This is a genomic window from Mucilaginibacter kameinonensis, assembly GCF_003675385.1.
Taxonomy (GTDB): Bacteria; Bacteroidota; Bacteroidia; order Sphingobacteriales; family Sphingobacteriaceae; genus Mucilaginibacter; species Mucilaginibacter kameinonensis.
Map to the genome: position 1 here is coordinate 208,947 of NZ_RCWZ01000003.1, position 15,077 is coordinate 224,023.

Annotated in this window: 6 protein-coding genes; 4 read left to right on the forward strand and 2 right to left on the reverse strand. The window is 48.5% G+C overall.

The features are described from left to right. Positions 1 to 395 precede the first annotated feature (395 nt). The 4 genes from EAH55_RS13960 to EAH55_RS13975 all read left to right on the forward strand — a co-directional run bounded on the left by EAH55_RS13960 (position 396) and on the right by EAH55_RS13975 (position 7,085). A complete protein-coding gene (locus EAH55_RS13960; RefSeq protein WP_121810209.1) occupies positions 396 to 1,628 on the forward strand; it encodes a cell envelope integrity protein TolA in 1,233 nt (410 codons plus the stop codon). Beyond that, the gene (locus EAH55_RS13965; RefSeq protein ID WP_121810210.1) at positions 1,628 to 2,713 is read left to right on the forward strand and encodes a S8 family peptidase; all 1,086 of its coding nucleotides are present in this window, start codon (positions 1,628 to 1,630) and stop codon (positions 2,711 to 2,713) included. Before EAH55_RS13960 ends, EAH55_RS13965 begins: the two co-directional genes overlap by 1 nt. Before the next feature lie 11 nt (positions 2,714 to 2,724). Beyond that, on the forward strand, positions 2,725 to 3,651 hold the full coding sequence (locus tag EAH55_RS13970; protein WP_162996868.1) for a hypothetical protein: 927 nt from the start codon (positions 2,725 to 2,727) through the stop codon (positions 3,649 to 3,651). Positions 3,652 to 4,202: 551 nt separating this feature from the next. Further along, positions 4,203 to 7,085 carry a gliding motility-associated C-terminal domain-containing protein gene (locus tag EAH55_RS13975; protein ID WP_162996869.1) on the forward strand — a complete coding sequence of 961 codons (2,883 nt, stop codon included), beginning with the start codon at positions 4,203 to 4,205 and terminating at the stop codon, positions 7,083 to 7,085. 34 nt (positions 7,086 to 7,119) lie between these two features. Here the strand turns inward: EAH55_RS13975 and EAH55_RS13980 are convergent, their stop codons facing one another. Both EAH55_RS13980 and EAH55_RS13985 read right to left on the reverse strand, forming a co-directional pair. Further along, complete coding sequence (locus EAH55_RS13980; RefSeq protein ID WP_121810213.1) at positions 7,120 to 7,620, reverse strand: hypothetical protein; 501 nt, start codon at positions 7,618 to 7,620, stop codon at positions 7,120 to 7,122. Then, entirely contained in the window at positions 7,617 to 14,516 is a 6,900-nt protein-coding gene (locus EAH55_RS13985; RefSeq protein ID WP_121810214.1) for a DUF6443 domain-containing protein, read from the reverse strand. Before EAH55_RS13985 ends, EAH55_RS13980 begins: the two co-directional genes overlap by 4 nt. Between the last annotated feature and the right edge of the window lie 561 nt (positions 14,517 to 15,077).

A 15,077-nucleotide genomic window follows, 5' to 3' on the forward strand; every position in this document is an offset into this window, starting at 1 on the left:
ATCCATTCTTAACCAACGACTAATTCATCTTTAGTGTACCGTTCCGCAAAAACGGAACCATCAACCTATTTCGTTAGCAAATACAGCGATAATCGCCAAACCAATTGCGGCCATCGTAGCGCAGAAATAAGCTCCCAAAGGCCGACTTCCAATTATTCGGTAGTGTTACCTCATTGAAAAAGAACTATAATTGATATTTTAAATTAACTGAAGTGCTTCTATCATTTAATAATATATACACAGCCCCAATTCAGCTTATGGCCGGATATTAAATTTCATTTCCCCCATTTGATTATTAGATAGTTAAATAATATTTATTATATTTAACATATCATTCACAACATTTTCCGGATGCCGAAAAGGATAATAGAGTAGGCTCGCCTAAATCCACTGTCATGTTCAACAACGCCGCACTCGACGTAGCCATCGGGCTTATTTTTATCTACCTCCTCTATAGCTTACTGGCAACTGTTGTCCAGGAAATGTTCGCGTCCCGGACCGGCCTTCGTGGCAGGTTACTGGCCAGAGCTATCCAAAGAATGCTGGATGACGGCAGGAGCGCACGGCCGGGAAGGCTGGGCAGGGCCTGGAAGTGGTTGAGCGGTGATCAGGCATATAAATCAGCCAGAAGCGCAGCCAAGGCAGCCCCTAAAGTCAGCGATGCTTTTTTTGCCCACCCGCTAATCAAATACCTTCGGGCCGATACCTTCCTGGTCCAGCGAAAACGCCCATCCTATATCGACCCGGAAACCTTCACCAAGGTACTGGTCGATCTGCTGCGCGGCCCCGATGCAAAGCCAGGCATTTCCGACCGTAAACTCATCGAGCACAGTCTGCAACACCGGGAGATCGCCTGGAAGGTAAATAGGGATAAGCTCATAGGCGGCAGACACCTAAAGGATCATCATAAAGATTGGACATATCCCAAACTTGAAGAAGACACCGCCATCTACCTGGAGTCCGTCTGGGCCGATGCCCAGGGCGATGTCAGTAAATTTCGGGGATTTATTAGCGATTGGTTCAATGAAATGATGGACCGCACCACCGGCTGGTACAAAAAATATACCCAGGTTTACCTGCTGATAATCGGTCTACTCATTGCAGGTTTCTTCAATGTTGACACCATCCGGATCGCCAAAGCGCTCGAAGCCAACCCCGAAATGCGCAGCCAGCTTATCAGCCAGGTCAGCGCTTTCACAAAGGCCCACCCCGACCTCGTCAATCAGTTAAAGACCGACCAAACAGCGCTCAAAGACCCGCCGCCTAATGTCAAAGACACTGCCGCAAGAAAGGCCTATTTAGCCAAACAAGCCGAACTACAAAAGAAGATCAATGCCAACCCGGCCAAGGCCATGCAGGATAAGGAAGTGGAGATCGTCAGCAAATACCTGCCCGAAGCCACACACACTTTAGGCATCGGCTACGAAGGAGGCTTCTGGAAGAACGTCAACCGCCTAACCCCTTTCGGCTGGCTGCTAACTGCCATAGCCATTTCCCTGGGTGCACCTTTCTGGTTCGACCTGCTCAACAAACTCATGCAGCTGCGCAGTGCTGTGGCCCCGAATGAAGACGGTAAAAACAGCGGCAAAAAAGGCCCTGCACCCAAGAACCTTAAAACCGTTGGCTGATGAAATTGACAGTTAAAGATAATTACCTGAATGTCCGGGCTGGTCGGCCCAGCGTTAATGCCCCAAGCGACCGCTACCTGGAGCCCGGCGACGAAGTGGAAGTCGACGATACGGCATATCCAGGCGATGCCTATGACGGCATCGGCACCTGGTTTCGCGACAAAGCCAACAATTACTATTGGAGCGGCGGCTTTCAAACCACAGACCTGACCGATAAACAAAGTTTCTCCTGGTTCGATGAACTAAAAATCAAAGACCTATGGGACACCTACGGCGAGTATGGTTCCCTGGCCACCGTGGCCGTACTCGATACCGGCTATGACATCGGCAATACCGATCTTGCACCGGCGGTTACCGATAGTGATATTCTGATCGATTACGCAAGTACCATCATGGATAAGAGCCATGACCTGCACGGTACACATTGCAGTTCACTCATTGCCGCCCGTAATACCCTGCACTGGTATATCGGCGTAGCCCCACAGTGCAGACTGCTGTGCGGCAAGATCAGTTCCGGTGGCGAACTGCGGAATTTTAATAGTATTATTTCCGGTATCAAATGGGCTATCGGCAAAGGGGCCGATATTATTTCCGTTAGTTACGGATCCCCCCTGAACGATACGGACAAGACAAACTTCCAAAGCCAGCTGAATCAACTATTAGTTGATAAAAATGTCCTGATGTTTGCGGCTTCAGGCAACAATTTCGCGGGCGGCGTGATCAGCCAGGATCTTTATCCTGCCTCTTGTAGCAATTTTGTATCCGTTGGCGCCACCGATGCAAACGGACAACTCAGCGATATTACCGTGCGTAGCGAACACACGATCATACATAGCCGCGGCACCGATATCGAGTCTTACGGTACAGCTTCCACACCTGCAGCTCAAAGCGGCACCAGCTTTTCTACACCGATCATCGCCGCAATAGCAGCTCTGGGGGTCTCGGCCTGCAAAAAAAAGACCGGCAATTGGGATGCCGCCAAACTTCTGTCTGCGCTATATGATAGCGGAAGCGACCTAAATGGCTTCCAGGGAAAAAAAGTAATCGATCCGGCCAATTTTTTTGAAATACTAATTAACACTTAAACTCCAACCATATGAAACGAAACCTTTACCTTCTCTTACCTCTTTTTCTTATGCTGACCGGCACCGCTGCGTACAGTGCAGATCCTACAAGCAGCTCGGACTATTACCGCGCCGCCTACGTGAAAAAATTTTACGATACGGATGCCAAAACAATCACCATCACAAAGGAGATACAGGATCTTTTAGCAAACGATATTTACTATAAAAAAGGAACCCCGATCAATAAAACACTGCTCGATAAAAATCCTTTCTTCAAAGGTTTATTTGAAGACCCGGGCGCTATGGGCGGAGGAAACCTTCCCGCGGGGTTCAGCAAAGGGATCACCGCCCTTGGCAATGTCGACGTCACAAAATTCGCCAACGCCATCGCTGATCTAATGATCGACCGCGCCAAGCAGGAACTCACCGTCGCCTTTTTTAACCGCTTCAAAAAACTATCAGACAAATATCCCGAGTTCCAGCTTATGTTTCCAAAAACATCAGATAACCTGCGGAACCTGTTGAGTTTTACCTATCCGCAGATGCTGCCCAAACTCAGGGACGGCTTTTTTGACGACCTGCAACAGGTTACGTATAATCTGGAAGCCGTGCTGGAACTGCCCAAATACCAGACCCTGATGGAGAACTTCCCGGAAGTACCCGCCGCCATTGCCTGTGTTAAACTCATGCACGAGATTGAGGACGGAGCATCCCCGGATAAAGTCATCGTCGACATCGATCAGGCCATCAGCGATATCGAAGGAAAGCCCTTTTACACCAATGCCAGTGATGGCTTCAAAAACCTGGTCGCTACCGTGCACTTCGCTAAAATATTTTCCGAAAGCCTTAGCAGCACTACCCCATCCAGGAGCTGGGTCACCCCAACTGAACTCAAAACGATGTTCGCCGATGATATAACGACTAATAAATATCTAACCCGTTTTCGGTTGAATCAGTAAAAACCGTCCAGACGGAAAAGTTGTACACTTCGATATCCCGGACGAACCGGAACTCGTTGTGCCCGGCAAACCCGAAACCGGGCATCCTGTGCTTTTCAGGAACCGCACTAGCGCTGTTTTTATCGAATACAGCAATGGTGTTAAAAAGGCATTTTTTATGAAAGTAATTGATTTCCTGAAGAATAAGAATACAAAACCCGTAATCGATTCCTTCGGGAATAGAGTTGTTTTTTTTAAAAAAAATTCGCTAATTCGCTATCTGAAATTTTTAAATGGCGGTCCACATCATGTGCCGCTATCACTTGTTATCAACCAAACCTTCACGCGCCATTGAATTGCATATAAAACTAATTTTCGCTGTCCGGACCGCATTTCTAGCATGTATCTTTCTGCTTATGGCCAATAGCGTATCCGGTCAGGACATCTCATTCCATCTAAATAAGAATTTCCTTTCCGGCAAGAAAATTCTAAAATTAAAAAGGGATTTCCATGATCCTTATTTGTGGATACTCGCAAACAATAATGAGGTCTACCGGGTAAACAGCATAACGATGGACATTGATGATTATTCTGCCCAATTCAGTTCTTTTCACAATTACCAGTTCATTGACATCGCCGGCGTGAGTGGAGAGCGGGTATTTATAGCGACCAGCGCTCCACTCGTGCTTGATTATAATGCCGGCGCAATAAGCAAATTTGACGCGACGGTGGGCTTATCGGATAACGTTACAGGTATCGGTATCAGCAATTTTTCAGGCGGCCCGGTACGAACCGGCGATGTGGTTATCGGAACCAGCAAAGGGCTAGCCAATTATCATTTGGATAACGGCGAATTCATTTACAATAATATCTATACCGGATCAGTAAATGTAAAAATCTTCGAATCAACTTACCGAAAGCAAATGTTCCAGGATAACTATGGCAGTGATGAAAATCCTGATTATTTTCCCGCTATTATCTGCTCTTATTCCACCGTCTATTCGGTTGCGCTTTACCGATTCGTGGAGAGTGGCAGAAAAATCAACACCGGCTTTTATTCGTTCCCGACTGTATTTTCAGAGGGTGGTGATTTTCTTCTCAACATCTTCTGGGGAAACGATTCGGGGCTTTACCAACAGGCGCAGATCAACGGCGTATTCAATCATTACCTTGAAAATATTCCGGTTAATAAAATAACAGATATTTACGGATTCCTGAATTTCGGCGACCCCAACAGCTCGAATAATTCCCTCACCCGGCAGAACCTACTCATAGGCACCGCAAAAGGATTCTACTACAGTGCGTCAATCTATGGTCAATACACATCTGAAGGCGCCAATAAACTGAGTTTATTCCACTATGATCAGTTGGGGGACCTCGCAATTAATGATATTTGTGTCAACAGCACAGCATCCGATGTCCTCAATATCCGTTCAGGATGCGAAAATGGTGTTTGGCTTGGCACCGATAACGGTGTTTATTTTCTTAAACCGGACTTCGCTGATCATCTTGACCCGCAAACGAATGTCAAAGCAATCTCTTTTGACAACGCCGGGTCAGAAAACGCTTCAGAAATGCAGTTATGCAAAGGAAGCAATCTACATTTAAAGGTCAATCCTTATTTCAGCGAAAACAATTCCATTCAATGGTTAAAGGATGGCGTTGAAATTGCCGGTCAAAGCGGCGACAATCTTTCCGTCACAGAAACGGGCGATTACACTGCGATATTTTACAATTCCTGCGAGAACGTACACGTATCTACCAATCACCTGAAAGTCGATATCATTGAAGCTCCGGTAATCTCATTTCATTACCCAGATGTAATAAATCTTTGCGACCAGCAACAAACTACTTTAAAAACAACATACGATACCAGATATAAATACCGCTGGTACAAAGATAACTTACTTACCGGCAATACAGGTAATGAATTTAATGTAACAGTCAGCGGAACTTATAAGGTAGAGGTCAGCTCCTGTACCAACTCCTGGCTGACATCCAAATCTGTTACAGTAAACCTCTCTTTACCGACGCCTTCCATAGCGTCAGATAAATCAACCTATTGTGCCAGCGACCTCGCAGTATTGACGAGTAATTTGTCTTCAGGCGCTGGCTATACGATCAATTGGTACAGAAACGGCACCATCATGGTGAATGATAAGAACCTGCCTGAAATAAAAACCGCGTTAGCGGGCAATTACCGTGTCGATGTTAAATACGATTCGGGTGAATGTATTAAGTCTTCTGTTGAAAAAGCAATACAATTTGTACAAACCCCAACTTTTTCTTTCGATTATGATGACCAGATTGATCGATGTGACGGTGAATCTGTCACGCTTGATACCCATGGAAGTACTGCCTATCAATACCATTGGTATAAGGACGGCGTATTACAACCCAACCATTTGCCATCAATTCAAGTAACCTTGTCCGGGAAATACAAAGTTGAAGTCAGCAATTGCCCGGAAACATCGATAAGTTCAAAAGAAATTAGCATCATATTTCATAGCCTCCCCGTCCCAACGATTAAAGCCGACAAAAACCATTATTGCGAGGGGGACATAGCTTTCCTTTCAACCATCTTATCCGGAAACACCGGGGATTTTAGTATTAACTGGTATCGCAATCAAACGTTGCTTCCGGAATATAACGGACTAAAGAGTATTCATACGCCTATTGCCGGCAACTATTCAGTGGTGATACAAAATAACAAGGGTTGCCGTCAGGTATCTGCAGTTATACAATTAGACTTCAGCTCCTCTCCGATCGTCTCTATTACAAAAAACACCCAAAGCAATCTTTGCGAGGGCGAGGTTATAACATTACGTGCCAGTCATACGGAGGGGCAATTGAAGTGGTCCACAGGCGATATCGGTGAAGAAATCAAGGTGCAGCATAGCGGTATCTATAAAGTTATTTTAACGAGCAACTCCGGGTGTACTGCTGCCACCAGCATTGATGTACAGTTTAATCCCAAACCGGTTCTCCTCATTCCGGACGCGACAATCTGCGAATTTACCGATGAAACAGTGCGGGTTACCGCACCCGCTAATTTCGTAACCTATACGTGGAACGGACAGCGCTCGGGAAATACCTACATGATCCATAAGGCGGGCACAGTTACACTTACGGTTACAGACCAGAATGGCTGCAGCGCCACACAGAATATCATGGTCAACAGCCGGTGCGCCGACATTCATATACCCAATACTTTTACACCCAACGGCGACGGGTTTAACGACACATGGGTCATATCGGGCCTGGAAACTGATCCGTCAACCAGAATCAGGGTATTTAACAGATATGGCAAAGAGGTATATGAACGAAAAGGCCCCCCCGAACCATGGAACGGTACATTCAATTCAAAAAGACTGCCTTCCGGTGTTTATTATTATATGATCAGCTCAAAGAACGGGCGGCAACAGCTGAGCGGGCCATTGACTATTATTTATTAATCCTGCACCATCAGATTAATGAATAATAGTTAAATCAATATATTTCAACGATTTTTTTGTTAAGATTAACGGAAAAAGTCACCATGTTTTGTTCATAAAATGAGCCGTACGCGAATACATAAGATTTTTGCCAATCGGGGAAAGCTGCCCTTGCCTTTTTCTTATTTTTAAAATTCAAAAGATGAACAATTATCACTGAATCACCTGCTGAATTTACATATCCCAAATATTGACGTCTAAAAGTGCAAAGTAACTGCTTAAGTTTATTTGCACTGTAATAAGGCCCCAAATCCTTGTAATTTACTTCCGGTCTGTTTTCCGTTAAATATTGCTCTGTCAGCATTAAATTCGGGTAAGCAGGCTCAAATCGTGAACGCGAGTTTGCAAAACTCAGGTTACCATGCGGATTGTAGTCGCTGCTAAACACCACACCGGCAACTTTACAATTTTCAGAAAGTTTGATGGCTACCGGCGTTTGAGCCACAGAAGTGACAGCATAAAGTGCTGCAATCAACATAAACGTTATCTTTTTCATTGTGCTGGTATTTTCTTGGAGTAAAAATACGGAACTGAAACCGGTCCGATCGGTATGCTGTTTACGGTGCTCGTCCCTCCTAATTTGTTTGTAAAAGGTATCAACAACCTTCCTACATTTTTGTCGTCGTCCTTTCCGTAGTATTCGCGCAGGGAAAGCCCGTTTTCCGCTCTTATCCTGTTTTCCCAAAACGTAGAATATTTCTCCGCATTATATATTATTTTTCCGTTTGACATTTTAAACCAGGCTTTCTGACCCTCTGCGCCGGTTACTGCATGTAAGAAATCATATGTGTGTGCGAGTTCATGTGCCAGGCCAATGTAACTTGGCCTCGCTGTTTGCCCCTGGTCATCAATACCACTGTTTCCTGCAAATGGGTCCCATCCAACGCGGGTGCCACTGGTGCTGTTGTTATTATCATCATTATAAGATGACACCTGGCGGAGCCAGACCGTCTCCTTGTTGATTTCCAGATCTGAAACTAACTCGTTTCCGGCCGCTCCGCTGCTGATCTTATCCAGGGCATCTTTTGCTTGTCCCAGGAAACCACGATATTCCTTACTACCATCCTTTTTCACTTTTAACCCTTTTCCGGCATATTCCTTTCCATCAGATCCATAAAGCTTTCCGTTATGGTATATGATAGCCTCATTGTTATATATGATCTTTATGGAATCTCCGTTCATATCCAGGGTATTCAAAGGGTTCAGCGCGCCATATTGATATGGGGTCAACGCATCATATTTCTCGGCATACCGGTCAACACTTATCCACCTGGCAATGATAGGATCATAGAATCTGGAACCGTAATCATAAAGCTTCAGGTCCGCCTGCAATTCTTTTTTATTATAAAGATAGTTATTTGGCGGATTCGGACGCGTACCTCGCGCGATATCCAGCCCGTAAGGGTAATAATCATCCGTCTGTACCTGCCTTGCTGTTCCCGTACCGGTATCGAAGCTCACCCGCGCGTTCCCCAGATGATCGGCAAGCGCATATTCATAATTGTAATTTAAAGGGCCGTCCGGGATCGCCCTTCCCTCTTCCGTCTGGATAAAGCTCAGTACAGGGGTGATCGTCGTGGTTCCTTCATACTGGATCCCGTCAACATAATCTGTGGTAGCACCGTTTGATAGCTTCCTCAATTTCCGGCCCGTCGCATCGTAGACATAGGTGATATTCTTCACAGGTACGGTCTCCGGAAGGTTCAGTAGGTTATAGGTTATCCCGTTAGCCCCGGTGATGCCTTTGCTGCCGTCCGATACCATGTTCCCGCAAACATCATAACCATAGGCAAATGAACCATGCGTCAGCCCTGCATCACTCAGGGTCTGGTCGTTGATATTCTGAAGCTGGTTCGTCGTATAGCTTCCGGAGGTATAAGTATAAACCAGGTCGTCTGTCAATGTGGTACTGCCCGTGGTGCGCTGTAGTTTCAGAATATTGCCTGCCAGGTCGTAGCTGATGTTCTGCTCATTGTTTTTATCCGAGGACAGGCCGTCTTTTAAACGGTTCAACTGATCATACTTATACACATACGTCTTATTCATAGCCCCGGGAACGCCCCAGGTCTGTGCTGATATATCCCCGTTATACCGCTTGGATGGGGTCATCGTATTTTCTACATTATCCGTATTATACTGCAGGGTCTCCGTAAACAGCGGCGAACTGGCTGACTGCATCCATCCACGCTCATTATAGGTATAGGTTATCGGCTGTTTAAAGCTGCCTCCATCGCCGTGAAGGCTTTTGGTAAGCAGTTGGCCCGCTTCATTATAGGATGACTGGGACAATATGATCAGTGATTTCGGATCCACGGGATTCTGGCCATTGGTGATCCGCTCCAGCGTAGTAAGCTTACGTCCCCAGTTATCATACCCGTATTCATTATATATCGTGAACTGCGTTGCCGCGCTGCCGCTTACATCTTTCCGGTGGATACGCGTCGTTTTGAACAGTTGGTTGACAAAGCTGTATTCATTAGACACTTCATCATAGTTGTTCACGCTCAGTGCCCCGCCAAGGTAATGCTGGGTAAAGCTTTTAGCCGCCCGACCTTTATCGTCAAAGTAATGTACAGTCCAAAGCATATCCGGGGTAGTATTGCCCAGGGTATTTAAGACTGCTGTCTTGCTTCCTGTCAAAACGCCTTTGGTCATACTGCTGTAACCGCTCACCGCAAAGGTAGCTGGGATACCTGTAATATTTGTGTAAGTATAATCATCATAGTAATCGACCGACAATATTTTATCGGGAACTGGATAGCTCGAAGATGTGTATCCTGTGACGGTGTTTGTGTTATCACGGCTGTCCCATTGCGCGTGGCTGTCCATGTCCGCCTGCAGGGTGGATAACTGCGCTGCTGTCGCTGTCCAAAGCCCGTTCATGATTACCCGGTTAAGGCCATCGTATTTTGTCACTGTAAACTGATTGACAGCCGCCTGACGGGCATCCTGGGTCAGTACCGGCTGGTCCAGCTTATTGTAATATATCTTCTCCCAGCCTTTCCCCGGAAGTTTCTTCTGTGTCAGCCGCCCCCGCACATCATAACGGTATTGGTAACACACATTATCTATCAGGGCCGGTACCGGCTGAGAAGCATCTGCCTGGCTCATCGGTGTCAGCACATAGGATAGGTTGCCCAAATCGTCATATACATAATAAGTCGATATCACCTGTAGCGCAACCGAAGGTACAGTTACATAATTGAACGTCCGCTTGAGCACTATATGCCCGTTCTTATCCTTATACTCTTCTGTCGTGCCTCCGCGGCCTGACTTCCAGTTCTCATCTCTCATTACCGTTATGTACAGTGAACCCGCAGGGTAATATCCGTCTGTACCGCTTCCACGGCTTAGCGTACGGCTCTGATCTGCATTGATGCTGACACGATATAATGCTGCGGAATACGCATTCGCCGTATCGGACGCAAAGGTGATCGTGTTATTCGTATAATAGTCTAATTTTTTGGTATGCCCGAAAGGGCCTGCCGGGTCCGGCTGCCAGTCTACACCAGGACCGCCTTGTTCGGTTATCCGGGACAACGATGAACTCTCAAACCGGCTTACTGATACCGGCTGCGGGTTATATACCATGCCGCTCCCCTGCTGTGCGCCGGAAACCGCCGTGCTTCCGACCGGGTAATAGAATGCCCACAAACCATCCCCCGTGGACAGCGCATTCGGTTTATAGCTCCCGTTGCTGCCGGACAGGTCGCTCAGCGCATAAGGTAAGTACTTTTTGTCTTCCCGTCCGTACTGATCATAAGACCTTGCCTGAACTACGTCCCGCCCGTTAAAAGAGCCTTTTACCTGTACCAGCTGTACCGGACGGCCGAGCCCGTCTATGTACGAGATGCTCTGACGTACCTGGCAGGCAGTGTTGCCTGCATTATCCGGGTTGATCCCTTCTTTCAGCGGAACGCTTGTCATGATATAATTCCGGTCCTGGCTTGGTGCCGTATTCAATGCCACACAGGCTGTTACGATCACGGCCGACGACGCGCTGTTTACGTTCACCCCGTTGCTCTGGGTAACAACCCGGTAGTATACCGTTGCCGCACCTGCCGGCGGAAGGTAGCTCTGCGCTGTTGCTCCGCTGATATTCGTAAAGGTCGTATTGTCCGCCGACTGCTGCCATTGATAGGTATATGTCCCGCTACCCCCAGTTCCTGCTCCTACCGTAAACGCTACCGGGCTTGTGTTCGGCGGGATCGTCTGGCTTAACGGGCTGATCTGCCCGCTTAACAGTTGCGGATACACCGTCACGGTCAGCGTGTTGCTCGTGGCAATCGCCCCGTTACTCGTTACTACACGACGGTACGTCGTTGTCGAAGTCAGGTTCACAGGGCCGTAACCTGATCCTGTCGCCCCTGTAATATTGGTATAAGTACCGCCAGTTCCAGGCGCGCTCTGCCATTGATAGCTATAAGTACCGTTCCCGCCTGATGCCCCCGAACTGAACAGGGTCACCGCAGCATTATAATTCAACGTTGTCGCCGAGGCTGTCACCGTTCCTGCGGAGACTTGCGGGTAAACAGTTACCGTTGCCGTCGCTGTACTGGCCGATATCCCGTTACTGCTCACCTTACGCTGGTAATACACCGTAGAGATCAGTGCACCAGGCGTATAAGATACGCCCGTCGCCCCGCTGATATCCGTAAATGGCCCTCCCGCTGCTGCCGAGCTCTGCCACTGGTAAGTAAATGTTCCGTTACCCCCGCCTGCTGTCGCCGTCATCGCCGCCGGCACCGCGCCATAATTGATCGTTTGCGATGCAGGGCTGATCGTTCCCGCTGTCAGCTGAGGATTAACAGTTACCGTCACCTGATTGCTGGTCGCCGTTACGCCATTACTGGTCAACACAACCCGGTAGGATGTTGTTGCCGTCAGCGGACCGGGATTATAGCTCTGCGCCGTTGCTCCCGTGATGTTGGTAAACGTCCCCCCTGTTCCCGGTGCGCTTTGCCATTGATAAGTATAGGTGCCGTTGCCCCCGGTACCCGCCGCCGAGCTCAATGCTGCAGGACTGGTATTGTAATTGATCGTCTGCGTTCCCGTAACCGCTCCCGCCACAAGCTGCGGATAAACTGTCACTGTCGCCGTATTGCTCGTAGCACTCGCCCCGTTGCTGGTAGCAACACGACGGTATGTCGTCGTTGCCGTCAGGTTGGCGGGCGCATAGCTGCTGCCCGTCGCCCCGCTGATATCCGTATAGGTGCCACCTGTTCCCGGCGAGCTTTGCCATTGATAAGTATAAGTGCCGTTACCGCCCGTAGCGGCTGATCCGGACAGCGTAGCCGATGCATTATAATTGATCGTTGAGGGCGACGCGCTTATACTACCTGGTGACAATTGAGGATATACCGTCACTGCCGCCGCTGCCGTACTTACCGTAACGCCGTTACTGCTAACATTTCGCTGATAATACGTGGTTGACGTCAGGGCCCCCGGTGTATACGTCGCAGCTGTTGCGCCGCTGATCGCGGAGAAAGGGCCGCCTGACGCTGCTGAACTCTGCCACTGGTAGGTGTAACTGCCGTTCCCTCCGCTTGCCGTGGCCGTCATCGTGGCCGGCACCGCCCCATAATTGATCGTTTGAGAACCCGGAGAAAGGGTACCTGTCTGTAACTGCGGGTATACCGTCACCGTTACCGTATTCCCCGTAGCCGTTGCACCATTGCTCGTGGACACCAACCGGTAGTACACCGTCGACGTCAACGCCCCGGGACTGTACGTTAGTGCGGTTGCCCCGCTGATATCCGTAAATGGCCCGCCTGAATTTACTGAGCTTTGCCACTGGTAGCTATAGCTCCCGTTACCGCCCGTAGCCGCAGCCGAACTCAGGCCGGCGGGCGACGTGTTATAATTGATACTTTGAGTACCGCTTGCTGTTCCGGCCACCACCTGAGGGTAAACCGTTACTGTTAACGTATTGCTTGTCGCCGGCGCACCGTTGCTGGTCACCACCCGCCGGTAGGTCGTTGTCGCCGTCAGGTTCACCGGGCCGTAGTTCGCTCCCGTGGCCCCGGAAATGTCCGTATACGTGCCACCGCTTCCCGGTGAGCTCTGCCATTGGTAAACATAGCTCCCATTTCCGCCCCCGGGGGCCGTACCGCTCAGGCTCACCGCTGTATTATAATTAACAGTACCTGTCGCTGTACTTATACTTCCGGGGCTCACCTGTGGGTACACCGTAGTTGTATAGATCCCCGTATAAACCGTCTCTGTATTACAGCTTACGCGCAGACGGTAGCCCGTCGTCGCTGTCAGGTTTCCAGGCGTATAACTAAGTCCCGTAGCGCCGCCAATGTCCGTGAAGGTGTTATTCCCATCTGTACTTTGCTGCCACTGGTATCCGTAACTTCCGCCGCAGTTACCACCGGTTGCCGCAGCCGCACTGATCGTTCCTGGAGCACTGTTGTAGTTTATACTTGACCCTGCGGAGCTGATGTTACCTGCCGCCAGATGAGGGTAAACATTTACTACCGCCGTACTCGAATTGGCTGATTCACTGCCGCAGGTCACACGCAACTGATAATACATCGTCTGCGTCAGTACAGGTGGGCTATACGATGAGGATGTCGCCCCTGAGATAGGCGAAAACGAACTCCCGTTAAAGGAATTCAACCACTGATAACTATAGCTCCCGCCGCAATTACCGCCCGAATTGATCGTGTTCACGCTAAGCGAACCTGGTGCTGAACCGCTGAAAATAGTCTGCGTGGAGGGTAAGGCTGTACCTCCGTTCAGCGGAGGCAATACATTGACGACAGCGGTACCCGAATAGCCGTTCTGGTAGGCATTCGAAACCACGTAACGCCGGTAATATGTCGTTACCGCCGGCACCCCCGAAAAACTCAGGTTCTGGCCCGTTGCCCCGGAGATATCAGACCAGTTAGACTGGTCTGTGCTTTGCTGCCACTGATAATTATACGTTACCGGCGAACACCCCCCATATGTTGCCGCCGTGCAGCTGATCGTTCCAGGTGTCGTATTATACACCGTTTGGCTTGCATTACCGGATATCGTTCCCGGTACCAGCGCTGACGTCCCGCTGACGTTCAGCGTTGCACTCGGCCCCGAGGGACTGTAAACGTGCACGTTAACCGTACAGGAGGACGAATTCCAAACCACCGTGATCGAGGACAGGCCCGTACCGTTCTGGCTGATCGATCCCGTCGCCGTAATCGTCCCCCCGCTTATCTGCCATTGCGTTGGATAACCCGAGGTATAACTGCTGCTCACACTATACGTGTTGCTCTGACCTATCGTCGCACATGTCGGCCCTGATATCGTCATCTGGCCAGATGCCCCCACACCCGAAAAACATAAAACAATGAACAATATCATCCCGATATAACGACCCGTAACCCGGGCCATACTGCTCCTTTTCATACTCAATCTGTGATAAATTATTGGTCTCGGTTATTGCTGGTAATAAAGACCAACCGGTCCTTAATGTTGTAAATCAATTAAAACACAATCCGCTTTGCAAGCAATCATGGACAATTTGAAAATATGCTGCCAATCCCTTCAACGCCCTGCAATATGCAGTCGCACCGGAATTCTTTCTTTTCAACTGTGCATGATAAATGATGCTTATTATTTGCCATCTGAATAAGAAACAAAGGTTGAAAATACGGCTGCGCAACTTTTCTAAATTTCAAGAAAAAGTGACCCTTTGCGGAAACCGGAATACTGACGCTTCAGTTTTAAAGGCTAAAATAGGTCGTCGCAGGGCAGGAGCAGTTATTGTTGTCATATATGATAAGTGGTTTATATAGTATTTCGTGTCCGCTGATGCTGACTGTGTTCTCTTCAGTTGTTACCGATTAAGTGCTTTTGATCGGCCATCATCCTGCCATCCGCATATTTCTTATTTGAGAAACACTAAAAGTCGCCCTTGATAAATAAAAGTATAACGTTCCGATACTGCCATCAAACCAGCACCTACGT

Bases quoted from the DNA above. Each gene is read 5' to 3' on its own strand.
- EAH55_RS13960 (WP_121810209.1), top strand. From the start codon at position 396: ATGTTCAACAACGCCGCACTCGACGTAGCCATCGGGCTTATTTTTATC.
- EAH55_RS13965 (WP_121810210.1), top strand. From the start codon at position 1,628: ATGAAATTGACAGTTAAAGATAATTACCTGAATGTCCGGGCTGGTCGG.
- EAH55_RS13970 (WP_162996868.1), top strand. From the start codon at position 2,725: ATGAAACGAAACCTTTACCTTCTCTTACCTCTTTTTCTTATGCTGACC.
- EAH55_RS13975 (WP_162996869.1), top strand. From the start codon at position 4,203: ATGGACATTGATGATTATTCTGCCCAATTCAGTTCTTTTCACAATTAC.
- EAH55_RS13980 (WP_121810213.1), bottom strand. From the start codon at position 7,620: ATGAAAAAGATAACGTTTATGTTGATTGCAGCACTTTATGCTGTCACT.
- EAH55_RS13985 (WP_121810214.1), bottom strand. From the start codon at position 14,516: ATGAAAAGGAGCAGTATGGCCCGGGTTACGGGTCGTTATATCGGGATG.